Origin of the sequence: Puniceibacterium confluentis (assembly GCF_007923445.1) — a bacterium.
Taxonomy (GTDB): domain Bacteria; phylum Pseudomonadota; class Alphaproteobacteria; order Rhodobacterales; family Rhodobacteraceae; genus Puniceibacterium; species Puniceibacterium confluentis.
In genome coordinates, this window is sequence record NZ_VOJI01000028.1 from 1 (window position 1) to 24,536 (window position 24,536).

At 68.7% G+C, this 24,536-nt stretch carries 16 protein-coding genes; 8 read left to right on the top strand and 8 right to left on the bottom strand.

All coding sequences use genetic code 11. From position 1 onward, the window contains the following. From FOY53_RS19580 to FOY53_RS19595, 4 genes are all read left to right on the top strand, one after another. The coding region (locus tag FOY53_RS19580; RefSeq protein ID WP_186766678.1) for a hypothetical protein at nt 1–284 on the top strand (284 nt) is incomplete at its 5' end. 131 nt (nt 285–415) lie between these two features. Further along, nucleotides 416–2,359, top strand: coding sequence for a type II secretion system secretin GspD (gene gspD / locus FOY53_RS19585; protein ID WP_146592011.1), 1,944 nt, complete (start codon nt 416–418; stop codon nt 2,357–2,359). Next, nucleotides 2,295–3,833, top strand: a complete 1,539-nt coding sequence (locus FOY53_RS19590) for a GspE/PulE family protein (RefSeq protein WP_146592012.1) — start codon at nt 2,295–2,297, stop codon at nt 3,831–3,833. The genes gspD and FOY53_RS19590 overlap by 65 nt, the downstream gene beginning before the upstream one ends. Before the next feature lie 10 nt (nt 3,834–3,843). Continuing rightward, on the top strand, nt 3,844–5,067 hold the full coding sequence (locus tag FOY53_RS19595) for a type II secretion system F family protein (RefSeq protein ID WP_186766679.1): 1,224 nt from the start codon (nt 3,844–3,846) through the stop codon (nt 5,065–5,067). Nucleotides 5,068–5,221: 154 nt separating this feature from the next. Here the strand turns inward: FOY53_RS19595 and FOY53_RS19600 are convergent, their stop codons facing one another. Together FOY53_RS19600 and FOY53_RS19605 are read right to left on the bottom strand one after the other, a co-directional pair. After that, entirely contained in the window at nt 5,222–6,205 is a 984-nt protein-coding gene (locus tag FOY53_RS19600) for a hypothetical protein (RefSeq protein ID WP_146592013.1), read from the bottom strand. After that, nucleotides 6,202–6,903, bottom strand: coding sequence for a sulfotransferase (locus FOY53_RS19605; protein WP_146592014.1), 702 nt, complete (start codon nt 6,901–6,903; stop codon nt 6,202–6,204). Before FOY53_RS19605 ends, FOY53_RS19600 begins: the two co-directional genes overlap by 4 nt. Nucleotides 6,904–7,630: 727 nt before the next feature. Here FOY53_RS19605 and FOY53_RS19610 point away from each other — a divergent pair. Beyond that, nucleotides 7,631–10,006, top strand: coding sequence for a rhamnosyltransferase WsaF family glycosyltransferase (locus FOY53_RS19610; protein ID WP_186766680.1), 2,376 nt, complete (start codon nt 7,631–7,633; stop codon nt 10,004–10,006). After that, nucleotides 10,003–10,827 carry a hypothetical protein gene (locus tag FOY53_RS19615; protein WP_146592015.1) on the top strand — a complete coding sequence of 275 codons (825 nt, stop codon included), beginning with the start codon at nt 10,003–10,005 and terminating at the stop codon, nt 10,825–10,827. The genes FOY53_RS19610 and FOY53_RS19615 overlap by 4 nt, the downstream gene beginning before the upstream one ends. A 29-nt stretch (nt 10,828–10,856) precedes the next feature. Here FOY53_RS19615 and FOY53_RS19620 read toward each other — a convergent pair whose 3' ends face one another. Continuing rightward, on the bottom strand, nt 10,857–11,561 hold the full coding sequence (locus FOY53_RS19620; protein ID WP_146592016.1) for an ABC transporter ATP-binding protein: 705 nt from the start codon (nt 11,559–11,561) through the stop codon (nt 10,857–10,859). 17 nt (nt 11,562–11,578) lie between these two features. After that, the gene (locus FOY53_RS19625) at nt 11,579–12,832 is read right to left on the bottom strand and encodes a KpsE/RkpR family capsule polysaccharide export protein (protein ID WP_246107479.1); all 1,254 of its coding nucleotides are present in this window, start codon (nt 12,830–12,832) and stop codon (nt 11,579–11,581) included. Between the two features lie 85 nt (nt 12,833–12,917). Between FOY53_RS19625 and FOY53_RS19630 the strand changes: the two genes are divergently transcribed. Next, nucleotides 12,918–13,736 carry an ABC transporter permease gene (locus FOY53_RS19630; protein WP_146592017.1) on the top strand — a complete coding sequence of 273 codons (819 nt, stop codon included), beginning with the start codon at nt 12,918–12,920 and terminating at the stop codon, nt 13,734–13,736. A 12-nt stretch (nt 13,737–13,748) separates the two neighbouring features. Here FOY53_RS19630 and FOY53_RS19635 read toward each other — a convergent pair whose 3' ends face one another. Then, nucleotides 13,749–14,792 carry a hypothetical protein gene (locus FOY53_RS19635; protein WP_146592018.1) on the bottom strand — a complete coding sequence of 348 codons (1,044 nt, stop codon included), beginning with the start codon at nt 14,790–14,792 and terminating at the stop codon, nt 13,749–13,751. 153 nt (nt 14,793–14,945) lie between these two features. On the opposite strand from FOY53_RS19635, the gene FOY53_RS19640 reads away from it, so the two are divergent. Further along, nucleotides 14,946–15,776 carry a sulfotransferase family 2 domain-containing protein gene (locus tag FOY53_RS19640; RefSeq protein WP_146592019.1) on the top strand — a complete coding sequence of 277 codons (831 nt, stop codon included), beginning with the start codon at nt 14,946–14,948 and terminating at the stop codon, nt 15,774–15,776. Here the strand turns inward: FOY53_RS19640 and FOY53_RS19645 are convergent. The 3 genes from FOY53_RS19645 to FOY53_RS23810 form a co-directional block, all read right to left on the bottom strand. After that, the gene (locus tag FOY53_RS19645; RefSeq protein WP_146592020.1) at nt 15,763–18,180 is read right to left on the bottom strand and encodes a CAP domain-containing protein; all 2,418 of its coding nucleotides are present in this window, start codon (nt 18,178–18,180) and stop codon (nt 15,763–15,765) included. The two genes, FOY53_RS19640 and FOY53_RS19645, sit on opposite strands and share 14 nt — an antisense overlap. A 208-nt stretch (nt 18,181–18,388) precedes the next feature. Further along, entirely contained in the window at nt 18,389–21,430 is a 3,042-nt protein-coding gene (locus FOY53_RS19650) for a calcium-binding protein (RefSeq protein ID WP_146592021.1), read from the bottom strand. Nucleotides 21,431–21,618: 188 nt separating this feature from the next. Continuing rightward, nucleotides 21,619–24,522, bottom strand: coding sequence for a nidogen-like domain-containing protein (locus FOY53_RS23810; RefSeq protein WP_146592022.1), 2,904 nt, complete (start codon nt 24,520–24,522; stop codon nt 21,619–21,621). Nucleotides 24,523–24,536 lie beyond the last annotated feature (14 nt).

Sequence of the window (24,536 nt, forward strand, 5' to 3'; positions counted from 1 at the left end):
CACCGCCCCCCGCGCCGCCGCCGCCCCCCGCCCCGGAACCGCAGCCGCCTGCGCCCCCCGCCCCGCCGGTGCCGCCGCTCGCAAGCCTGGGCTATTCGCTGCAGGGTGTGGTGAGCGATGGCACCAGCCGCTGGGCGATCGTGTCGCATCCGACCGGCGAACAGCTGCTGAGGGTCCATGACCGGATTGGCGAAATCTATACGGTCAGCGCCATCGACACAGACGGGCTCTGGGCGCAGAGCAGCCCCGAGGCTGCGCCGCAACTGCTGGGCTTTGCCAAATAGGCACATGTGGCGAAAAGCCGATCGGGCCGGAATCAGAAAGCTGCCATTTCCGGCGCGATCGGCTAGAGTGCCCCAAAACCAGACCGGCAGGGCGTCGTTTCGCGCCGCGCAGGACGGCGAGAGAGCAGGACATGAAAGTTCACGGATGGATGCGGGTGGCACTGGCCGCCCTGATGCTGGGCAGCGCCGCCCCGGGCCTGCTGGTGGGTGCGGCGCGGGCGCAGGTGGCGCTGGACCTGCGCGATGCCGACCTGCGCAGCTTTGTGCAGATCGTGTCCGAGGCGACCGGACGCAACTTTGTCCTGGATCCGCAGGTGCGCGGCACGGTGACGGTGCTGGCCCCCGGCACGATGAGCCCGGCGGCGCTCTATGAGGTGTTCCTGAACGTGCTGGAACTGAACCGGCTGACCATTGTCGCGGGCGTCGATGCCGACCGGATCGTGCCGCTGGGCACCGCGCGCGAGCTGTCACCGGGCAGCGGCACGGGGGGCTACGAGACCCGGGTGATCGAGCTGCGCTCGGCCACGCCGCAGGAGGTGGTCGAGGTGATCCGCCCGCTGCTGCCGTCTGAGGCGGTGGTCTCGACGGTGCCCGGATCGCGGCTGATCATCCTGTCGGACCGCAATGGCAACCTGCGCCGGATCGGGGATCTGATCGCGCGGCTGGATGCGCCGCGCGATGATCCGATCGAGATGGTGCGCCTGCGCAACGCCGATGCCACCGAGGTGCTGCAGGTGGTGCAGGCGATGGATCTGGTGCCTGCGGGGGCCAGCGTGACGGTGGACAAGCGCTCGAACGCGCTGGTGGTCTCGGGGCCCGAGGACCTGCGCAGCCGGGTGCGCGCCCTGGCCGGGCGGCTGGACGGGCAGCAGGGCACGATGGCCTCGAGCGTGGTGCAGATCAACTATGCCGATGCGGCGGCGCTGTCGGATGTGGTGCTGCGGTCGTTTTCCGGCGGAGCCGAGCAGCCCGGCGCCGGGCAGGACATCCGCATCATTGCCGAGCCGCAGACCAATTCCATGCTGATCACCGCGCCGCAGGAGCGCATGGGCGACATCGTCGCGATGATCCGCCATCTCGACCGCCGCCCGACTCAGGTGCTGGTCGAGGCGGTGATCTTCGAGATGTCGGTCGAGGGATTTTCCGATCTTTCCGCACAGTTCGGCGCGGTGCTGAACAATGCCAGCGTCGGCGGCGTGCAGTTCAGTCTGGACGGACGGCCCAGCCTGACCAGCCTGGTGTCCTCGGTGCTGAAATCCAACGGTTCGGATGTGGGCTCAGGCGGGGTGGTGGGCGCCGTGGCGGGTGACACCGAGCGCGGCTTTGCCGCCTTCCTGTCGGCGGTGGCACAGACCAATTCGACCAAGCTGCTGAGCACGCCGTCGATCCTGACCGTGAACAATCAGGAGGCCGAGATCGTGGTGGCGCAGAACGTGCCCTTTGTCACCGGATCGTTTTCGACCGTGGGCGATTCCGCCCTGCCGGAAAGCCCGTTCCAGACCATCGAGCGGCAGGATGTGGGCCTGACCCTGAATGTCACGCCGCAGATCAACGCCGACAACACCGTGCGCATGACGGTGAAGCAGGAGGTGTCCAACCTCACCAATTCGCAAAGCTCCGCGGGTGGCGAGATCACCGCGCGCCGCGCCCTCAGCACCACGGTGCTGGTCAAGGGCGGCAATGTGATCCTGCTGGGCGGGCTGCTCGAGGACGGGTTCGGCACGGTCAGCCAGAGGGTGCCGGGGCTGTCCAGACTGCCGCTGGTGGGCGGGCTGTTCAAGGGCAAGAACGCCAGCCGCAACCAGCGGGTGCTGCTGGTGATGCTGCGCCCGCGCATCGTGAACTCGGAAGAGGATGCCAAGCGGCTGACCCGCGAGGTGGCGCGCGACACGCGGCGCGCAAGCCTTGCCATCCAGCCCCCGGATGACGGAAGGTTCCCCAGCACCCCCACCGGCGCGCTGCCGTTTGACGGTGCCGACCTGAACCAACCCTTTGATGCCGGATTCATTGATGACGTCGCCCAGAGACGCAACCTCCCCCCGCTTCCCACCCGGCTCCGGTTCTCTGACAACTGACCCGGCCCCGGATGAGCGCGCGGCGGGCCGGGCGGCGCGGCTGCCGTTTGCCTTTGCCCGCGACCATCAGGTGGCGCTGGACGGCAACACGCTGATCGCAGGGCCGGGCGCCAGCCTCACGGGCCTGCGCGAGGCGCGCCGCCGTGCGGGGCGGGTGCTGGCGGTTTCGGAACTGGATCAGCAGGCCTTTGAGGCGGCGCTGGCGCGGCTGTACCAGTCCGGTGCCGAAGAGGCCGCCCCGGACGACCTGCTGTTCGATCTCGAGGGGTCCGCCCGCCCGGTGCGCGAGCGCGACCTGCTGGACGAGGCCGAGGATGCGCCGGTGATCCAGCTGGTGAACCAGCTTTTGCGCCGCGCGGTGCTGGCCGGCGCCTCGGATCTGCACATCGAACCCTACGAGGGCGGGTTGCGCGCCCGGATGCGGGTGGACGGCTTTCTGCAGCCGGTGCTCGACCGCGCGGATGTGCCGGTGAAACGCATCGTCTCGCGGCTCAAGGTCATGGCCGGGCTCGACATCGCCGAAACACGGCTGCCGCAGGACGGGCGGATCCCGCTGCGGCTCGGCGGGCGGCAGATCGACACCCGGGTGTCGTCGCTGCCGGGGAACTATGGCGAACGGGTGGTGCTGCGGATCCTCGACCGCTCGACCGGGCTGATGCCGCTGGACGGTCTGGGGCTGTCGCGCGACCAGATCACCCTGCTGGAACGGCTCTCGAAGCTGCCCAACGGCATCATCCTCGCCACCGGGCCGACCGGATCGGGCAAGACCACAACGCTCTATTCGCTGCTCAAGCTGGCCAACCGCGACGAGCGCAACATCGTCACGGTGGAAGATCCGATCGAATATGACCTTCCCGGCGTCAGCCAGAGCCAGATCAACGCCGAAATCGGCATGACCTTTGCCGCCGGGCTGCGCGCCACCCTGCGCCAGGACCCGGATGTGATCCTGGTGGGCGAGATCCGCGACGGCGAAACCGCCGGCGTCGCGGCGCAGGCGGCGCTGACCGGACATCTGGTGTTCTCCTCGCTGCACGCCAACGGCTCGGTGGGGGCGGTGGTGCGCCTGCGCGACCTCGGCCTTGATAACTTCCTGATCGCCGCCACCCTGCGCGGGGTGGTGGCGCAGCGGCTGTTGCGCAGGCTCTGTCCCGGGTGCCGCACCGCCCATGCCCCGACTCCGTCCGAGGCCGCCTGTTTCGACAAGCACAACCTGCCTGTGCCCCCGCGCATCCATGACGCGGTGGGCTGCACCGCCTGCAACCAGACCGGATACAGCGGACGGGTCGGGATCTTCGAGATGCTCGAAGTCACCGAGGCCCTGCGCGATGCCATAGACCGGGGTGTGTCCGAGACGGAATTGCGCCACATGGCGCTGGATCTGCGCGAAACGCTGGTGGGTCAGGGACTGGCCCAGGTTGCCGCCGGGCACACCTCGCTGGCGGAAACCCTGCGCGTCGTCGGCGACGTGGCATGAGGGCCCCGACGTGAGAGCCTGGGCCTACACCGCCTATACCGAAGACGGCAAACGCAGGACCGGCACCGTGCTGGCCGAGACCGAGGTGCAGGCCTCGGAAGACCTGAAGCGCAAGGGGCTGTTCGTCTCGGAGCTGCGCGACCGGGGCCAAAGCGCCGGGGCGGGGCGGGCAGGCGGCCTGCGCGGGCGGCGCGGCAAGCGGCTCACCCCGGACCTGCAGGCGGTGTTCACCCGGCAGATGGCGGTGCTGCTGAGCGCGGAACTGCCGACCGAGGCGGCGCTCGAGGCGGTGCGCACCGGCGGCACCGGGGCGCTGGATGCGGTGGCGGCCACCGCCAAGGCCGCGTTGATGGAGGGGCAGGCGCTGTCGGATGCGCTCGACTCCTCGGGCGCGGGGTTTGCGCGCTACTACATCGCCGCCCTGCGCGCCGGCGAGCGGGCGGGCGATGTGGGGGCGGTGTTTGCCGAACTGGCGGAGTTTCTCGAAACCCGGGGCCAGGACCGGGCACAGATTGGTGCCGCCCTTGTCTACCCGGCCTTTGTCGCCGCGGTGGCGCTGCTGGTCTGCGGCATCCTGATGACCAGTGTCGCCCCCGAGATCGTGGCGATGTTCGAACTCTCCGACCGGCCGCTGCCGGACGTCACCCGCTGGGTGCTCTGGGTCAGCGACGGCATCCGCGCCCATCTCTGGCTGATCGGGATCCTGCTGGCCGCGCTGGTGGGGCTGGGCGTGCTGTCGGGACGGGTGGCGCGGCTGCGCGATGCCCGCGACCGCGCCCTGCTGCGCCTGCCGGTGGCCGGGCGATTGATGCAGCTGGGCGCGGCGGTGCAGTACCTGCGCACCCTGGCGCTGGTGCTGGGCAGCCGCCACGCGGTGCTGGCGGCGGTGGATTCGGCCGGCGAGGTGCTGATGATCACCCGGTTCCAGCGCGAGGCTGCGGCGGTCTCGGAAGCGGTACGCCAGGGCGAAAGCCTGTCCTCGGCGCTCGAGCGCCTCAGTTTCATCCCGCCGGTGGCGCGCCAGCTGGTGAGTGCCGGCGAGATGTCGGCGCGGCTGGCGCCGATGGCGGAGCGTTCGGCGGTGCTGGTCGAGAATGGCCTCGGCACCGAACGCAAGCGCATCGCCGCGCTGCTCGAGCCGGCGCTGATGATGCTGGTCGGCGGGCTGGTGCTGGTGGTGGTGCTGGCGGTGCTGCTGCCGATCTTCGACCTGCAGGCGGTTGTCGCGGGATGATCCGGCCTGTCCGAAAATCCTCCGCCGGAGGATTTTCCGGATCACAGCCCCCTGCATCGGGCGCCAGCCCGCGAAAAAGCTCCGCAGGAGCTTTTTCCGCGCCGCCCGGGGCCGCGGGGATCACGGGTCGGCACGGACAACACCTCACCGGCCCTCAGCGGGCCCGCGCCGCGATCTGGCCCCACCAGTAGTTCAGCCCCAGCCGCTCCAGCGTGCGGGCGCGCAGATGGGGCATGTCCTGATAAAAGCCAAGGGTCCGCTGCCAGGCCACAAGGCGTTCGGGCGTCAGACTGTCGGCCTGCCAGTTGTCCACAAAGGCCACCGGCAACTGGGCATAGGCGCGGTAGGTTCCGGTCCGGCGGATGATCGGGATGGCACCATGCAGCATCGCCTGCCAGGCCTTGGGGGACGGGTCCACTCCGCCCCCTTCGGCGCAGAGCACAAAGGCGTGGGCCTGCATCAGGCCCGAAAATTCGGCCTCGGACAGCTCGGACCGGGGGACAGTGCAGAACGCTGCCCAGTCGTGTTCGGCCCGCCGGGTCACTGCGCGCCGCAGCTCCCATTGCGGCCCCGGCCGCACCCGGTGGCCGACGAGAACCCGCAGCGGGCGGCCCCCCAGCGGCGGCGGCTGCACCGGGGGCGGCGCGGCAGGCGCGCCACCCTGGTAAACCATGCCGGTGGGCAATGGCACGAAGCGCGGATCGCTGTCCTCGGCAAGGTTCTCGGCAAACCAGCACGCCAGCAGCGGGTGGTCCAGGATGGTGCGGATATGGCGCTGCTCGGCCGCATCATAGGCCCGCCAGCGCCGGTCGCACTGCTGCGGCAGGGTGACATCTTCGGATCCCGAGACCAGCACAAAGGGCGCGCGCAGCCCTGGCAGGATCTCGGTGGCAAAGACCTGCAGCGCAGCAAAGGCATTGCGCAGCGACAGAAAGATGTGCCGCGGCCTGTCGGTCGGCACTGTCCGGCGCAGATGCGTGAGCGGCGCCTCGCGGTCGCTCAGCAGCACCCAGTCGCAGCGCGCCGCGATACCGGTCACCGCATAGGCCGCCGCTCCGTGATGCTTGGGGAACAGCCGGACCGACTGGAACGGGGCCCCGGTCACCGCCCCCTCTGCTGCGGACAGGCCAGGGGTCATGTCCGCGCCAGCAGTTCCTGATAGACAGCCTGCACCCCGGCGGGCAGGTCCGCCCCGAGGTCGTCGACATTGCGGCGCAGGGCGGTCTCGAAGAACGAGAACCCGGCGGCCGGCACCCGCAGGCCCAGCTGCGCCACCAGGGCGCGCAGCGCGGCGTCGTACTGTTCGGGCGGCCAGTCGAAACAGATCAGCGGCATCTCGTCCCCGGCCGTCGCCCGCAGCAGCCGCCGGTTGTAGTCCATCCAGAGCGCAAGGCCGCGGTCGATATCGAAGCCGTTGCGCTCCTGCAGGGACCGCGCCACCCGCAGCGGATGGCGGAAGGTGCCGACACGCCGCGCGCCGGGCAGGGCCTCCAGCCAGCCCTCGAGCACCAGCAGCGTGCGGGGGTCCTTGAACCCCCAGGCGCGCTGCCAGGCCCGCGACGCGGGATGGTCCGCAATCAGGCTGTCGCGCTGCGCCGCATGTTCGGGCGACCAGAGGCAGGGTGCCGCAGGCGGGCTGTCCCAGGCGGCGCCGTTGGCCTCGAGAACGGCGTTGTTGAGCTCCATGATCTGGGCGTTCTCGCGGTTGCCCTTGAGATTGGTGCGGCGCTTCAGATCGACCCGGCCCAGATTCAGGCCGGCCTCCTGCAGGCTGCCCGCCAGACAGCTGGTGCCACTGCGGTGCATGCCGAGGATCACGATAGGGGTCGCTGTCATGCCGGGGTCCTTTCTGTCCAGAGGGCGCGGGCGTTGTGTTGCCGTCAGCGTGCCCAGGCCGGCGCCCGCGCCAGTAGAGCGCTGCGCGCAGCCCGGTTCAAGCCGAAAGCGCCGTCTGGCAGAGGGCGGCAGCCTTCTGCCGCACCGCAGCGATGTGAGATCGCGGTCAAACTCCGGCGGCAGGCGCTTTCCGCCCGCCGCGTCAGATGCCACCGGCGCGGTCCTGCGTCTCTGCGGGATACTCAGCCGGGTATATGCCGCGCCCCTGCGATATTCCCTGCATTAGATAACCCATTGGTTTCCAACAGGAGTCGCACTTCAAGGTAGCGCGCACCCCTCAATGTGAATCAAGCCAATAATGAACATTATGTAATTTAACTACCCGTTCAAACCCCGCCCCCATCCCGCCGCGCCCGGGACGGCAGGTTCTGTCGGTCTCCGGCTGTCGCTGGAGGGTCATCTCCCGCGAGCGCGCCGAAACCGGCAGCTCTGTGCCACAGCCCGGACCGCAACGGCGCATTGCGCCCCGTGCGCATTGACTGCACTGCCCGTCTGGGCCAAACCCCCTCTGCCAGACACGCCATTGCGCCCGCCGGGGTTGAAGGAGACCTTTTATGAACATCGTCATGACCGGGACCGGCTGCCTGGGCCTCGTGTCGGGTGTCTGTTGGTCGCAATCTGGTCCCGAGATCGCCCCGCTGTCCGGTCCGCCCTGCCGCTGCACCACATGACCGCACCCCTGTCCCCTCTCGTGCTGATCGTCATGGCCGTCTACCGGCCAGAGCCTGCGCATCTGCGCGCGCAGCTCGCCTCGGTGGCGGCCCAGAGCCATGGCCCGCGGCACCTGGTGGCGGTGATCGCCGACACCCGCTCCGCGGACCTGGTGCACGACCTCGCGGAATCGCTGGATCTGGCCTGCACCTGCGTGCCCAGCGACACCGAACTGGATGCGGTGCGCGCGGTCGAGGCCGGGCTGGCGCGGGCGCTGGAGCTGATCCCGGCGCTGAGCGCCCCCGGCGATCCCGAGCCGCTGATCGCACTGGCCGATCAGGACGACATCTGGCATCCCGACCGGCTGGCGCGCGGCGTGGCGGCGCTGGCGGACAGCGCCGCACAGATGGTGCATTCCGATGCCCGGCTGGTGGGGCCGGACGGCACGAGCGAAACACACGCCTCGATGTTCGGATTCGAGCGGCGGCACCGCCGCCCCGGTCTGCGCGGGCTGCTGTACCGCAACAACATCACCGGCATGACCCTGACCATGCGGGCGCGGGTGGCGCGCATCGCCCTGCCGTTTCCGCAGCAGTCGGGGGTGCATTATTACCATGACCTGTGGCTGGGGCTGATCGCTGCGGCGACCGGCGGTGTCGGGCTGATCGACGCGAAACTGGTCGACTACCGCCAGCACGGCGCCAATGCCATCGGCGCGGTGGACCGCCAGAAGGGCTGGCTGCGCGGCGGCGGGCGGCGCCTGCCTGATGCCATGTGGGTGCGCCACGAGGCCGCGGCCTATGCCCTGGCGCGCTATCTGGCGCAGTCGGCCCACAACCGGGTCGTCGATGCGGTCAGCGACGGGCGGCTGCCCGCCGGGGTCGCGGCGCTGGGTCCGCTGCGCCCCTATCTGCGCCGGGCGCGGGGCGCTGGCACCCATGTCTGGGATGCCGCCAGACTGGCGCTCGGCGGCCATCTGGCGCTGGCGCGCATTGCCGGCGGCTTTGCCGTGATCAGCACCGGGCGTGTCATCTGGACCCTGCGCGAGGCGCTGGGGCCGGGACGCGACGCGGCGATCAACGCCTTTGACGCCCGGCTGTATTCGCTCTCTCCCGGGGTGTCGCCGCAGCCGCCGAAAGACGCCGTCACCCGCGCCAGCCGCCCGGTCGAGCACGCGGCGCTGACCGATCTGCGCAAGGCGCCGCGCTGGACCCCGCGGCTCGAGGCCCCTGCCCCGGCGCTGACCATCCTGGTGCCGACGCTGAACCCGACCGAGATCTTTGCCGGCATCGTCACCGCCCTCGACATCGGCCTGGGACTGGCCGCGCGCGGATTCCGGGTGCGCTTTGTCGCCACCGATCTGCCGGTGTCTTCCCCCGCCGCGTCGCGCGGGTTTGTGCTGCGCCGCCTGCCCGGGCTGTCCGAGGCCGCCGTCGCGCGCATCTCGCTGCACTGCGGGGTCCAAAGCCCCGACCTGCCCGCCCACAGGGGCGATGTGTTTCTGGCCACCGCCTGGTGGAGCGCGCACCTGGCCGAACGGCTGATCCGCACGCATGGCTATGAACAGCGCCGGTTCCTGTATCTGATCCAGGACTTCGAGCCGAATTTCTATGCCTGGGGCCCGGAATATGCCGATGCCATGGCGAGCTACGGCTTTGACTTTGACCCGGTGTTCAACACCACGCTGCTGCGTGACTACTTCGCCGCCCAGGGCTTTGGCTTTGCCCGCGCCGATGCGCTGGCCTTTCACCCGGCGATCGACATCGCGCGGTATGCCGCCGGGCAGCGCCCCACCACCACGGGCCCGCGCAGGCTGGCGCTCTATGGCCGCCCCGAAGTGGCGCGCAACATGTATGCCACCGCAATCGAGGCGCTGGCCCTGTTCCTCGAGACCGAGGGCCTCGGGCCGCAGGACATCGCGCCGGTGTCGGTCGGCATGAGCCACGCGCCGGTGCGCCTGCCCGGCGGCGTGACGCTCGAGTCGCTGGGCAAGCTGCCGTGGGAGGAATACCCCGGCTATCTGCTGGGCACCGATCTGGGCCTGTCGCTGATGTATTCACCCCACCCCAGCCATCCGCCGATCGAAATGGCGGCCTCGGGGGTGCGGGTGGTCACCAACCATTTCGGCCCCAAGGATCTGAGCCGGCTCAGCCCGGCCATCCTCTCCGCGGCGCCCACCGCGCCGGCGCTGGCCACCGCGCTGTCGCAGGCCTGGCACGCCGCCCCGGTCGGCGCGGAGGAACGCGCCATCGACCTCGGCGCCCTCGGCCTGCCGCCCGAGACGATGATCGACCGGCTGGCCACCCGGCTGGCCGCCAGCCTGCCCCCCGAAGAAGCCGCGGATCCGCTGCCGGGACAGCCCGCAGCCCCCGCCCCGGAGAAATGCCGATGACGCGCCGTATTCTGCTGCATGTGGGGTCGCCCAAATGCGGCTCGACCTATCTTCAGCAGGTGCTGCTGAAGAATGCCGGCACGCTGGCCGCGCATGGCATCCGGTATCCGCATGACGGGACGGGCCACCCCGGCAATGCCGCGGACCTGGAGCAGATCGACCGGGCGCGTCTCGAGGCGCTGTTCGCCGACGGCACACACACCGTGGTCCTGAGCCACGAGGACCTCTACTCCAAGGCCCGCGTCGCCGATCCGCTGGCGGCGCTGACCCGCGAGGATGGCACCATCGTGCAGGTTCTGGCCTTTCTGCGCCCGTTCAGCGAATTCCTGTTCGGCGATTATTCGCAGTACATGAAACAGCATTTCGAAACCTTCCTCGCGGAACGCAAGCCCTATGGCGGTCTGGATTTCCCGGCCTTCATCGACCGCCGGGTGCGCAACCTGAAACCCTCGATGTTCCTGGCCAACTGGCAGAAGCGGTTCACCGACACCGCGCTTCAGGTCCACGGCCACCACGCCATCCGCCCGGTGATGGAGCGTCAGCTGGGCGCCGGTCTGGCGCTGGACTGGGAGGTGGCGCACCACAGCACCAACCCGTCGCTGCGCATGGCAGACTGTGACCGCATCGCCGACGCCATGCGCGACCCGGCGCTGCCGGACGAGGCGATCCGCGACATGTTCCGCGCCGCCTTTCACCACACGCAAGAGCCCGATACCGGACGCACACCGCACCGCATCGCCCGGATCGAGACCGCCTTTGCCGAGGAAAACGCCGCCCTGCTGGCGCAGTTCGGCTATGACAACCGGCTGCCCGCCGCCTGAACCTGTCCGAAGCGGCACCGCGGGCGGGTTCAGACCGCCCGGCGCGCGGCCTGTCTGGCGGCCTGCACATCCGGGTGCGGCTGGCGCATCAGTTCCTGATAGAACGCGATGCCCTTGTCGACGTTGTTGAAAAAGTGGAGATGGCCGCTCTCCAGCACGCAGACCTTGTCACACATGCGCTTGGCCTGGCCCAGCGAATGGGTGATCATGATCGCGCCGCTGGTGCGCATGCGCTCCTGAAACAGCGCCTCGCTTTTGGCCTTGAAGGCAGCGTCCCCCACGGCCGAAACCTCGTCCACCAGATAGGTGTCAAAGCGCAGCCCCATCGAGACACCAAAGGCCAGCCGCGACCGCATCCCCGAGGAGTAGCTGCGGATCGGCAGGTCGAAATGCTGGCCCAGCTCGGCGAAATCCTCGACAAAATCGGCCAGCTCGTCGGTGTCCACACCATAGACCCGGGCGATGAACCGGGTGTTCTGCAGCCCGGTCAGATCCGCGTGGAACGACCCGGCAAACCCCACCGGCCAGGAGGTGGTGCCGGTCGACAGGATCTCGCCTTCGTCCGGCTCCATCGTGCCTGCCAGCATCTTCATCAGGGTCGATTTTCCGGCACCGTTGCGGCCCAGGATCGCCACCGCGGTGCGCGACGGAAACACCGCCGAGAGGTTGTCGGCCACCACCTTGCGGCGGCCGTTCAGCACGAAGGTCTTGGAGACGTTGCGCAGCTCGATCATCCGCCCGGGTCCCGGTTCTAGCGCCGGTCGCGCAGCGAATAATAGACCATCGCCCCGATCGACCAGGAAATCAGCAGAAAGCCCCCGATGATCGCCATCAGCACAAAGCGGCGCGGGTACTGCGCCGTCTCGGCCAGGGTCGGCGCGACGTAGCTCGCCAGATAGCGGGACTGGCGCTGCGCCTCGGCCACCGAGGCATCGCGCGACGCCAGCGCCGACAGAAAGCTTTTCTCGGCGAATTCGCGGTCCACCTCCAGCGCCTCGTATTCCTCGAGCAGGGTGGAATAGGCGGCGTCGCCGGGGCCGTCCCGGACCGCCGCGCCGGTGCCGGCAATCGCGCCTGCGGCGCCGCCGAACTGGCTGCGCTCCGCCGCGATCTGCTTGCGGATCGCCTCGATGCGGCCATCAAGCTGGGTGACGCGCGGATCCGCGGCGCTGGTGGCGCCGTCCAGCAGGGTCTGGCGCGCCACCAGCGCCTCGGCCAGCTGGCTCTGCAGCGCGTTGACCACGCCCATCTGCCCCTGGATGTCGGCCTTGGGGTCGATGATTCCGGTGCGGTTGCGGAAGGCCGTCGTGGCCTGGCGCGCCACCTTGAGCCGTTCGCGGGCGCGTTCGAGCTCTTCTTCGGCATACCGCGTGGCATCGGCCCGCGCGATGGTCGAGAGCTTGTTGATCATCGCGCTGCTCTCGTCGAAGATGGCGGTGGCCACCGCCGTCGCGTTCCCGGGATCAAAGGCCAGCACCCGCACCTCGATCAGGCCCGAGCCGCGGTCGTAGAACACCTTGACCATGCGCTGCCAGTAATCCGCCAGCGCCTCGATGCGGGCATCCTCGCCCAGGGCAAAGACCGGATCGTCGGGCACGGTATAGATGTCCCGCAGATCCAGCCGGGCGCCGACGGCGCGCACCATCTGCTGGCTCTGGATGTATTCATAAAGGATGTCGGTGTCGGACGAGGACGACCCCGACAGTTCGGTGATCCCGCCCAGCAGCTCGATCGCCGAGCTGACCTCTTCGGTGCGCACGGAAAACCCGACCTGGCTTGCGTACTGGTCGTGGGCCACGGTGAACAGATACCAGCCCGCGGCGCAGAGCGGCGCGATCACCCACAGCACGAAGGTCAGGGCCAGCAACCGGTGGCGGCGGCGGATGCGGGTCGGCCCGGCTGCGGCGCGGACGACGGGGCTCTGCGGGCCCGCCTGCCCCTGCGGTCCGTCCGCAGCCTTTGGCGCCACGGGCGTGCTGTCGGCCGCCGGTTTCGAATGTTCCAAATTCTGCCTCTTTGACTGCGCTGCCGGGAGACCCGTGCGTTAAGCATTTTCTATCGAATTGGATGATGCTACGCCAGTCACTGCAATGACTCAATCCGCGCCCCTTCCCCCCCCCGCGCGGCCCGCGCGCCCCCCGCACCGGCGGTTCGTGACGCTGCGGGTGATCGTGGCGCTGATGCTGCGCGAGATGTCCACCACCTATGGCCGCTCGGCGCTGGGATATCTCTGGGCGATCCTTGAACCGGTGGCCGGCATCCTGCTGATGACGCTGATCTTTTCCTTTGCCTTCCGCACCCCCAGCATCGGCACCAGCTTTCCGCTGTTCTTTGCCTCGGGCATCCTGCCGTTCATGGCCTACATGGACATTTCCAACAAGGTGGCGGTGTCGCTGCGGTTTTCCAGCAAGCTGCTGTTCTATCCCGGGGTCACCTATGTCGACGCGATGCTGGCGCGGATCCTGCTGAACGCGATGACGCAGTCGCTGGTGTCGGGGCTGGTGATCACCGGCATCCTGGTGCTGTACAGTGTCGATGTGATCCTGGACATTCCGGCCATTGCCCTGGGGTTTTTCATGACCTTCGGGCTGGCCGTGGCAGTGGGCACGCTGAATTGTTACCTGCTGTCGGTCTATCCGGTCTGGGAGCGGATCTGGGCAATCCTGAACCGGCCGATGTTCCTGATTTCCTGCGTCCTGTTCACCTTTGAAACCATTCCCCTGCCCTATCGCGACTGGCTGTGGTGGAACCCGCTGGTGCATATCATCGGCCAGGTGCGCAGCGGCGTCTATGCCACCTATGATGCCAGCTATGTCTCGCATCTCTATGTCTTCGGGCTGACCCTGGTGCTTCTGGCGCTGGGGCTGTTGCTGCTGCGCCGCTATCACCGCGACATCATCAACGACTGACCCCGCCCGGCGCTAGCGCCGCCTGTGGCCCAGCCGCCGCGCGCCCCAGCGCAGACCGCGCCCGGCCAGATCCCCCAGGTGCCTCTCCGGAGCGGTCGGCAGCAGGTACTGCGCCAGCACATCCGCCGCCTCTTCGGCCAGCGGCACCTCGCTCGCGGCATCCTCGACCAATGCGTCGCCAAACGGATCGCCGCCGTCCAGAAACCGCTGCCCCAGAACCGCGTTGACCCGGGCATAGCGCTGCACCAGCCGCCGCCGTTCGGCCAGCGGCAGCAGGAACCGGCGCGCCGGAACCGCGACCCGGTCCGGGGCGGTGGCAAAGAACTGCGCCAGCTGCGCCATCACCGCCGCCTCGGGCTGGCCGCGCGCGGCCCAGCCGCGCTTGAGAAAGCGCGCCGCCTCGATCAGGCCGGTCGGCGGGCTTTCGTTGCTGCGCCCGACGGCCGAGGCGGCCGCGATCAGCTGCGGCCGGTCGATGCGGTGCAGAAAGCGGTGCAGCGCATGGTCCGGCGGCTGGCCCGGGACCAGCGGCTCGACCAGGACGTTTTCCAGGCCCGCGTGCCTGGCCCAGTTCATCAGCAGCCAGGTGTAGTTGAGCGTCCGGGTATGGGCGCGCTGCGCGATCAGCGCGGACAAAGGCTCGCTCCAGCCACCAAGATCCTTGATCTGCTGCTTGAAATCCGACTCGATCCAATAGTCCTGGCGGCGCAGGTAGCAGATCACCCGCACCTCGCAGCCCCGCGCCCGGATCTGGTCGAACATCTCGGCAATCCGCACGCCGCGGGCCAGGTCATAGAACATCTCGCTGCTGAGCAGCACGTCCCCCTCGCCCTGCAGAAAGACATCGAGGATTTCGGCGGCCCGGGCCGAGTCGCGGGCAAAGCGCGCCTGCGCCAGCGGAATGCCGTTGCCCTTGCGCCCGGGCGCGTCCCCGGGATGCTGGACATAGCTCAGACCCGTATCCGCCAGCGCCGCCCGCTCGGCGCTCAGGAAATCCTGCACCGAGGTGGTGGCGCATTTCGGCATGCCGATATGCAGATAGACTGTCCTGGCCATGCGCGCTCCGTTTGTCCCCGGGGGCATCCCGCGTGAGTTCCGAGGTTTTACATTCCGCGGTTCCGCTGGCAAGCCCAACCGCCCGCAGGGCGGCCCGCCTTGTGACCCGGTGGCTTCCGGCATATGTAGCCCAGCAGAAAAAAGGAGCTCGGCTTGGGCTGGCGTGGCTATATCGATCCCTCGCGGAAAACGGTGTTCTTCTGGTCGCAGAAGGCTGCCTGCACCACGCTGTTCAACCTGCTGGCCGACAACATGGCCGAGCGGCCCACCAGCAAGAAGCACTTTCACACCGAAAGCGACGCCTATCCCGGCTGCCTGCGGGCGCTGGAGCAGGGCTATCGCTCGGTTATCCTGGTGCGGGCGCCGGCGACGCGGACGATCAGTGCCTATTTCAACAAGTTCTGTGTCTACAACGGCAAGAGCCTGAAGACCCGCGACGATCTCGAGCCCTTTGCCCAGGAGCTGTTCGATCTGTTCCGCGCCCGCACCGGGCAGGAGAGCTGCGACAACCTGATGAGCTTTGAGGACTATCTGGACACGGTTGCGGCGCTGCATGCCGCCCGTCCCGAACCGGGGGCACCGGTGAACGGCCACTGGGACACGCAGATCCCGGCCTTTCTGGCCGCAAACCCCGGGTTTCGCTACGACCACGTCGTACATGTCGAAAATTTCGACGCCGAGATGCAGGCGCTGGCGGAACCGCTGAACCTGCGGATCAACCCGCGGCAGATGAACCGCACGCCGGTGGCGGACAGCAACCGCCACCGCGGCTATCTGGGCCGGGTGCCGGCGCGGGATGTCGCCTCCTATGCCTTTGGCTACCGCAACTTCCAGAACTTCGCGACGATGTCGCAGATCGAAGCGATCTACGGCGTCGATTACGACAGCTTCGGCTATGCCCGGGACGCCGGCCGCTACCGCACCCTGCGCGACCGGATGCGGCAGCTGGCGCGGCGGCTCCGGAACCGGCTCAGAAAAAGATGAAGTCCCCGGGCCCGAGATCGCCCGGCACCAGATCGGCAAGGCCGATCTCATGGCCGCCGTAGGTCAGGGTCACGCCGGCACCGCCGTCCGGCAGGCCTGCGCGGATCTCCAGCGCGTCAAAGCGGCCCTGCGCGCCGGTCCCGGCCACCCCGCCGAGCCGGATCCGGTCAAGGCCGGTTTCGAAATCCAGGATCAGGTCGCTCTCGCCCCGGGTCAGGGTGTTGAAGACGAACAGGTCCGCCCCCGCACCGCCCGACAGCGTGTCGTCGCCCGCACCGCCGTTGATGGTGTCGGCACCGGCGCCCCCCGAGACGACGTCGTCGCGCCCGCCCCCGGCCAGAAAGTCATTCCCGCCGCCACCCGACAGCGTGTCATTGCCCTCGCCGCCGCCGATGCGGTCATCGTCATCGCCGCCCTGCAGCAGGTCCGAGCCGGTGCCGCCGCCGATGTTGTCGCGCCCCGCGCCGCCGGAAACGGTGTCGTCGCCAAAGCTCGCGCCGATCACGTCATCGCCGCTGCCGCCCGACAGGCTGTCATTGCCCGGGCCGCCGTTGACGGTGTCATTGCCGTCACCGCCCGACAGGGTGTCGTCGTCGCGCCCGCCCCCCATGAAGTCGTTGCCCGCGCCGCCGTCGATCACGTCATTGCCCGGGCCGCCGCCGATCAGGTCATCCCCGTCACCGCCATCGATCAGGTCGTCGCCATCGGACCCGGCCAGATTGTCGGCGCCGCCGCCGCCCAGCAGCGTGTCGTTGCCCCCCTGTCCCTGCAGCCCGTCATCACCCGCGCCGCCCTGCAGCAGATCACCGCCATCGCCGCCCGACAGCGTGTCGGGGCCGACACCTCCGGTCAGGGTGTCACTGCCCGCGGTGCCGGTCAGGCGCTGGCCCGACTCGGCCGCAGAGGCCGGTTCGGGGTCCGGCTCCGGTTCCGGGTCGGGACCGGGGCTGGCCGCCAGCAGCGCCGCCAGCGTCAGGGTCGTGTCGGTAAAGGCAAAAAGCTCGATCCCGGTCACCAGATCCTCGCCCTGGGCCGAGCTGAGCGTCACCACGCCGCCGACGTCGCGCGCCACTACGCTGCCGGAGGCCAGCGCCAGCACCAGGGTGTCGGTGCCCGCGCCCCCCGACAGGGTGTCGTCCCCGGCGCCGCCGGTCAGGGTGTCGTCGCCGCCCGCGCCGCTGAGCGCCACCGCCGTGATCAGCCCCGAGGCGTCGATCACATCTGCCCGGGCAGTGCCGGTGACCGCCTCGATCCCGGCCAGCCGGTCCTGCGTGCCGTAGCTGTCGGTGACCTCCCCGGCTGCCAGCCGCGCAACGATGCCCCGGGTGCCGCTCTGTTCGCGGCCATAATCGGCAAGATCGAAACCGGCGCCGCCCGTCAGCGTGTCCGCGCCCGCGCCGCCGGTCAGCGTATCGGCGCCCGCGCCGCCCGACAGGCTGTCGTCATCCCCCAGACCGTTGAGCAGGTCGTCGCCGTCGCCGCCAAGGATGATGTCCGCCGCACGGCTGCCCTGCAGCACATCGTTGCCCGCCGTTCCGGTGATCGTCTCGACCGTGCGCGCCAGGGCGTCGCGCTTGAGGTTCTCGCTGCCCATGACCACGGTCTCGGTGACCGGAAGCCCCAGCCCGCCGCCGGAATAGGTGACGGTATAGCTGCCCGGGGCCAGCTCCATCTGATAGCCGCCGCTGTCCCAGCTGGTGGTGACAAAGCTGGCGCCGCTGACCGAAACCGCGGTGACCGTCACCCCGCCCAGCCCCTCGCCGAGGCCATAGAACCGGTTCGCATCGAGATCGTCATAGACCACGCCCAGCAGCTGCGCCGCGTAGTCGCTGCGGGCGCCGAAATTCTGCGTCACCACATAGGGGCCGATGGCGGTCGTGGACAGGTCTTCGCGGAGCACGGCCAGCCCGACCTCCTGCAGCGCGCTGTTGAGAATGGTGTTGCGGTGCCCGGCCGGCTCCTGGATGCCGGTGGCCGTGTTGCCCCAGTCGATGTAGAAACCGCCGTGGATGTGGTCGGGATCGCGGCCATAGGCATAGACGTTTTCGGCGACGTAGCTCAGGTTGTCATAGCCCGCGGCGCGGGTCCGGGTCAGCAGGCTGGCTTCGCCCGCGACCTGGTGTGACTGCACGTCGTTGAGGATCATCAGTTCGGAATGGGTTTCGGCGGCCTGGGCGAGGCTTGCGTTCCAGGCCAGCGGCGCCACGGCCTCGAGCCCGGCAAGCTGGCTGGCGAAGACGTCGAGATCGACCCCGAAATAGCGCAACGCGTTGGTGATGCTGTCGCTGACCCCGGTCTGGCTGGTCGCATCCGCGATCAGCAGATCGAATTCGCCCTGAGGATCCAGTCGCGCCCGGTTGATCAGTTCCAGCTGCAGCTGTTCGATCGCCGTCGGTTCACTCATCGCATGTCTCCATCCATGCCCCGGAGGGGGCGCGTCCCCTCCGGGGCATTCCACCCTCAGGGTTGCAGGAGAATTTGTTCATCTCATGGCCGGGGCACGTCCGGGATGCGCCCAGAGCGTGGCGGGCCGCCCCCCGCGCCAAAGACGCGCGGGGGGCGGCAAGGTCCGGATCAGGCGGGGCCGCTGCCCGCCATGCCGCGCCCGGTGGTCACAGGAAGCTGAAGTCGTCGAGCGTCAGATCCGCCGCGCTCACCCCCAGCACCTCGATCACATGACCCTGGTGCTCCATGCTGACGCCGGTGGCGGTGTCGGTGATGTTCAGCGCCGCGAGCTTGCCCGCGAGCCCGGTGCCGGGGGCGTTTTCGACGCCGGTCATGCGGAAGCTGTCCACACCGTCCTGGAAATCGGTGATGACATCCAGATCGCCGTCGTTGAAGCCGTTGAAGATGAACCGGTCGGCCCCGGCGCCGCCGGTCATGGTGTCATCGCCGGCGCCGCCGTTGATCGCGTCGTTGCCGGCCCCGCCGTCGATGATGTCGTCGCGCCCGCCGCCGGCCAGGAAATCGTTGCCGTCGCCCCCTTCGATGCTGTCGTCGCCCTCGCCGCCGCCGATGCTGTCGGCGCCATCACCGCCGCGCAGTGTGTCGCGCCCGGTGCCGCCGCCCAGCGAATCGTTGCCACCGTTGCCTTCGACCAGATCATTGCCGAACGAGGCGCCCATGGTGTCGTCGCCGTCGCCGCCGATCAGGGTGTCGTCGCCGGGGCCGCCGTTGACGATGTCGTTGCCGCCACCGCCAAAGGCCTGGTCGTTGCCCTGGCCTGCGCCGATCACGTCGTCGTCCTCCGACCCAAAGATGACATCGTCTCCCGGCCCGCCGCCGATGCTGTCGTTGCCGGGACCGCCATCGACCGAGTCGTCGCCTTCGGACGCCGCAATCACGTCATCGCCCGCGCCGCCGTTCAGCGTGTCGTTGCCCGCGCCGCCCGAGATCGTGTCGGCCGCGTCGGTGCCGTCCAGGGAATCGTCGCCATCGGTGCCGGTGATCGTGTCGCCGGCGGGGCCTTCGTCGCCGGTCAGCAGGACCGAGGCGCTGACCGTGCCGTCGGTGAACTGGAAGCGCTCGATGCCAAGGAACAGATCTTCGCCCTCGGCCGAGCTGACCGCAATGCCGCCATCGCCGGTTGCGGTGGCGGTGACGCTGGCCCGGGTGACGCCCAGGACAGCGGTGTCCGTGCCGTTGCCGCCGTGGATCGTGTCGTCGCCCGCGCCCCCCGCCAGCAGGTCATTGCCGTCATAGCCGAAAAAGACATCGTTGCCCTCGGCGCCGGTCATGCTGTCATTGCCGGCAGTGCCTTCGATTTCCTCGATGCCCGAGAAGATGTCGGTGCTGCCGTGACCATCTCTCGCGGTGCCGACGCCGACGCCGGTGAAGGTCACGCTGACGGGGGCGTCACCGCCGCTGTACACGTCGTCGCCGAAATAAAGCGCATCGGTACCCGGCGTGCCGATGATCGTGTCGTCGCCGTCACCGCCGATCCATTCGGCGCGCCCGACAGTGCCCCCGGCCGAGCCGTCCAGAAGATCGGCCTCGGCAGAGCCTTCGAGCGTGTGGGCAAAGGTGATGGTATCGCTGACCCGGCCGGCGGTGTTGCTGGTCACGGTGGCACTGCCGTTGGCGGTGCGGGTCACAAGCAAGCCGCCGGTGCCGCTGACCGTGGCGTAGGAGACATCAATGCCGTTGCCGGTATTGAACAGCCCCTCGTGGCCCAGAACCGTGTCAGCCCCCAGACCCGGGCGGATGTAGTCCCCGACGCCCTGGCTGGCAGCATCACCGCCCGAGGCATCAAGCAGATCGTTGCCGTCGCCGCCCTCCAGCCGGTCCCGGCCGTCGCCGCCGCGCAGGGTATCGTTGCCGTCACCGCCGCGAAGCTCGTCATCGCCGCCAAGGCCGACAAGCAGGTCGTTGCCGCCCATCCCCTCGAGCCGTTCGTCGGCGCCCGAGCCGCGGAGGGTGTCGTTGCCGTCACGCGATCCACGGATGTATTCGACACTGATCAGCGTGTCGGTGAAGGCAAAGCCGTCCCAGGTGCCGCTGGCGGTGCCTGCGGCAAGATCGACGTTGACCGGGCCGACGCCGCTGCGGTCATAGCGCACCCGGTCCTGGCCGCCGCCGCCGTCAACGGTGTCGTTGCCCTGTTCGGTGATGAAGCTTTCGTTGCGATCCGAGCCGGTGAGACGGTCGGCAAAATCCGTGGCGCGGATTTCCAGCCGTCCCGACCCGGTCACGTTGATCGTGTCGCGCCCGCCCAGGCCGTCATTGCTGACCACACCGGTCGCCAGGTTGGCGACAATGCCCTGAGTGGGGCCGTCGGCCCCGTCCCAGCTGTAAAAGACCCGCAGGCTTTCCGAGATGTCGAGGTTGAACGTGTCATTGCCCGCGCCGCCCGACAGGGCCAGCCAGTTGCCCGGCGCATGGGTGACGTCGAAGACATCGTTGCCGCGGGTGCCGATCACGCCAAAGCCGCCTTCATCGGCCCCGAAGGCCCGGCTGACATTGGTGAAGCTGTCGGTGCCAAAGGCGCCGGTCACGCTCAGGCTGCCGGCGCCGGTGTTGGCGGTGACGGTGACAGGTCCGGCGACACCGTCGTATTCGATCTCGTAGTAGCTGGCATCGTTGGCGGCGGACAGGTCGTAGGTGTCGTTGCCGGCGGTGGCGTGGATCCGGTCATAGCCGAAGTTGGCCCCCGGATTGATGCTGTCATTGCCGGTGCCGCCGACAAGTTCGTCATCGCCGGGGGTGCCGAGGATGGTCACGGCGCTGGTGACAAAGGGGGCGACCACCTCGAAGTCGTCCATGTCCAGCGCCCCCAGAGCCGTACTGGCGTCCACCGTGACCGGCGACTGCGACAGCAGCGCCCCCAGGGCAGCGGGATCAAAGCCGCTGACGGACTGCCCCAGCGCGGCGTTGAAGTCCACCAGCGACCAGCTGATGTCGGAGAATGTCGCCATCAGGGCGCCGCTGTCGCGGAAGTCGATGCCGGTGATGGTGCCGTCGACCGGATCGCCGTCCGAGCTCAGCCGGAAGCCGGTGCCGGTAAAGGTCGTGACCTGCGGACCGGTGGTGCGTTCCAGGACCAGCCGCGTCGGGCTGGAGGACACGAGTGCGATGTCGATGTCGCCGCCATTGCCGAAATCAAAGAACGCGTCGTAGACGTAATAATTGTTGGGGCCAAAATAGTTGATCAGCATAAGATGAATCCTGCATCCGGTTTCAATTCAAGGAAGACTCGCGGGTGAATGCTCGAACGGTAATTCAGATACCTGCGGCCATCAACGCCTGTGACGGGGCCGCCTGCAAAACGCGCGAGTCCGGGCCGACGCGCCCGCGGTCCGGGGCGCGTCCAAGCCGGTGTCGGGCCGGTGTCGGGCCGCCGCGGTCAGACGAAGTCGAAGTCGCTGACCCCGAGATCGGCGGCGCTGACCCCGGTGACACTGACCGTATGGCCCTGATAGGTCAGGGTCACGCCGGCCGCGCCGTCGATCACCGCGTCGGTGATGTTCAGCGCATCGACACGGCCCTGCAGGCCGGTGCCCGGCGCGTTCACCACCCCGGCCATGCGGAAGAGGTCGACACCGTCCTCGAAGCCCAGGATCAGGTCGGACTCGCCGCTGACGAATTCGTTGAAGACAAAGACATCCGCGCCCTCGCCGCCCGACATCGTGTCATTGCCGGCCCCGCCGTTGATCACGTCGTTTCCCGTACCGCCGTCGATGCTGTCGTTGCGCCCGCCGCCGGCGAGAAAGTCGTTGCCCGCGCCGCCGTCGATGGTGTCGTCGCCCTCGCCGCCCCCGGCCGAGTCATCGCCCGCGCCACCGCTGATCAGGTCACGGCCCGCGCCGCCGCCCATGTCGTCATTGCCGTCCCCGCCCGCAACGGTGTCGTTGCCGAACGAGGCGCCCATGGTGTCATTTCCGGCGCCGCCTTCAAGGCTGTCACTGCCCTGACCGCCGTTGACCACGTCGTTGTCGTCCCCCCCGTTCATGGTGTCGTTGCCCTGGCCGCCGCCCATGAAGTCGTCGCCCGTGCCGCCGTCCAGCACATCGTCGCCAAAGCCGCCGCCGATCAGGTCATTGCCCGCGCCGCCGTCAACGCTGTCATTGCCATCCGAGGCGGCCAGCGTGTCGTCGCCATCCCCGCCGGACATCGTGTCGTCGCCGCTGTCGCCCAGCATGGCATCATTGCCCGGGCCGCCCTCCAGGCTGTCATTGCCGGCCCGTCCGACGATGCGGTCATTCCCGGCGCCGCCGTCGATGGTGTCGTCCAGCACCCCGCCGTTCAGGGTGTCATTGCCGTCGGTGCCGGTCAGGTCCAGCGGCACCGGAGCGGCGGTCGGGATCACCACCTCGATGGTCTGCGGCACCTCTGCCGCCGAGGTGATGAAGCTGGCATCCCCGGTCAGGGCGAAATCCAGCACCGCATTGTCAAAGTTCGGCGTGCCCGGGGTCAGCCCGGCATTGGCGGCGGCGGTTTCCGCCGCGGCGCGCAGATCCGGGTCTAGATCGGCCAGGGTCACGGTCTCGCCGGGGAAATCCTCGTCATAGAAACCGGCCAGGCTTTCGCCGTCGTCGTAGGTGAACAGGCTCTGGGTTTCGCTGCGCACACGCCAGTCGTCGCGATACTGGCCATAGACATCGGCAAAGGCCAGCGGGCGGGCCAGCACGGTGCCGTCGGCGAGGGCGATGTCGTTGTCGGGGTTGCCGTCGCCGTCGCCGAGCAGACCGACAAGATTGCCGGTCTGCGCCGCGTTCAGGCGCACGTCGAGATCGACACGGTCGCCGCGCACCTGCACGATCAGCTGGCTGTCACCGTCGCCGACCACGCCATCCGCCCCGGCATAGACGATGGTGTAGGTGTTGCCCTCGCGGAAGATGCGGTCATCGCCGACCTCGAGCACACCGAAATCCTCGATCACCGTGGCCACACCGCCAACCGTCAGCGGGATGTCGTCGGTGCCGTCGATCATCACCGCCGTCTCGCCCAGACGGGTCGCCACGGCGGCATTGACACTGACATTGTCGCCCACCGGGACCATGCGGGCCTGAATCTCGAAACCCGAGTCCGGATCGCGCAGCAGCACAAATTCACCCGCCGCCTGAAAGTCATACCCCACCCCGTCCAGCGTCGAGAGATGCGGATCCCCCGCCACCCAACCGGGGCTGGCGCCTTCGGGCAGCAGCGGCACGATGGAATCGATCACGCCGCCATTGCGCACGTTGAAGTTCCACAGGCCGATCAGGCCGTTGTTGCCGGGGATGGCGTCCAGGCTGAGCATTGCCGCCTGATTGCCCGACTGCGGCAGTTCAAAGAAGGTTCCCGCCTCGCCGGTGCCGGCGGTATAGCCCGCCCGCGCCACCTCGCCGCCCAGGCCGTTCTCTCCGTCCGAGGCGTCGCCGGTGGTCCAGTTGATCTCTTCATAGCGGAACTGGATATCGAAATCGCCGTTGCCCCGGTCCGTCAGGATCAGCTGGAAGGCGTTGGACAGGTCGGTCGCGCTTGCGAAATAGCCGACATCGTCCCAGGTCACGATGAACTGGTCGGTGACCTCGTTGAAATCCCAGTAGACTAGGTTCGAGCCGGTCGAATTGCCGCCCGGCGTCAGCGTCTCGCCAAGGCCCCGGGTGTCGACATCGCCGAAAAACGGCGTGATCTCGGGGTTGTTGCTGACGCCGGTGATGACATCCGGGGTAAAGGTGCTGCGCGGCCCGCCAAAGGTGACCGAGCCGTTGTTGTTGACCCAGAGCCCCTGGTAGAGGGTGCCGAAAAAGTTGATGCCGTCCTCGAAGATCGGCGACAGGTCGATCTGGTCACTCGACAGGTCGTCATTGGCCGGCAGCACGTTTTCACCAAAGCCCGCCTCGCCGCCCAGCCCGGTGATCAGCCCGGCGCCGCCCGCCAGCAGGTTGAACCCGGTATCGGTCAGCCCGTCGGTGAACTGGAACCGTTCCATGCCGGACATCGTATAGACGGTGCCGGTCACGGTATTGGTCAGCACCTGCGCGCCAAGCTCGTCTGTGATGCTGGAAAAATCGGCCCGCGCCCCGTTCATGATCGCGGTGTCGACGCCGGGGCCGCCATTCAGCACGTCGTTGCCGCTGCCGCCGTCCAGGGTGTCATCGCCCCGCCCGCCAAGCAGCAGGTCGTCATCGGCACCGCCGCTCAGCAGGTCGTTGCCGTCCAGCCCGTCAAGGGTGTCGTTGCCGCCACCGCCAACAAGGGTGTCGGCGGCCTGGGTGCCGGTCAGATTTTCGGGATCGGGGGTGTTGTGGCGCATAAATGTCATGTCAAAATCTCCAA

Coding starts and splice junctions, on each gene's coding strand:
- FOY53_RS19610 (WP_186766680.1), top strand. CDS start 7,631: ATGACCGCACCCCTGTCCCCTCTCGTGCTGATCGTCATGGCCGTCTAC.
- FOY53_RS19645 (WP_146592020.1), bottom strand. CDS start 18,180: ATGAGTGAACCGACGGCGATCGAACAGCTGCAGCTGGAACTGATCAAC.
- FOY53_RS19620 (WP_146592016.1), bottom strand. CDS start 11,561: ATGATCGAGCTGCGCAACGTCTCCAAGACCTTCGTGCTGAACGGCCGC.
- FOY53_RS19590 (WP_146592012.1), top strand. CDS start 2,295: ATGACGTCGCCCAGAGACGCAACCTCCCCCCGCTTCCCACCCGGCTCC.
- gspD (WP_146592011.1), top strand. CDS start 416: ATGAAAGTTCACGGATGGATGCGGGTGGCACTGGCCGCCCTGATGCTG.
- FOY53_RS19650 (WP_146592021.1), bottom strand. CDS start 21,430: ATGCTGATCAACTATTTTGGCCCCAACAATTATTACGTCTACGACGCG.
- FOY53_RS19615 (WP_146592015.1), top strand. CDS start 10,003: ATGACGCGCCGTATTCTGCTGCATGTGGGGTCGCCCAAATGCGGCTCG.
- FOY53_RS19600 (WP_146592013.1), bottom strand. CDS start 6,205: ATGACCCCTGGCCTGTCCGCAGCAGAGGGGGCGGTGACCGGGGCCCCG.
- FOY53_RS19630 (WP_146592017.1), top strand. CDS start 12,918: ATGACTCAATCCGCGCCCCTTCCCCCCCCCGCGCGGCCCGCGCGCCCC.
- FOY53_RS19635 (WP_146592018.1), bottom strand. CDS start 14,792: ATGGCCAGGACAGTCTATCTGCATATCGGCATGCCGAAATGCGCCACC.
- FOY53_RS23810 (WP_146592022.1), bottom strand. CDS start 24,522: ATGACATTTATGCGCCACAACACCCCCGATCCCGAAAATCTGACCGGC.
- FOY53_RS19605 (WP_146592014.1), bottom strand. CDS start 6,903: ATGACAGCGACCCCTATCGTGATCCTCGGCATGCACCGCAGTGGCACC.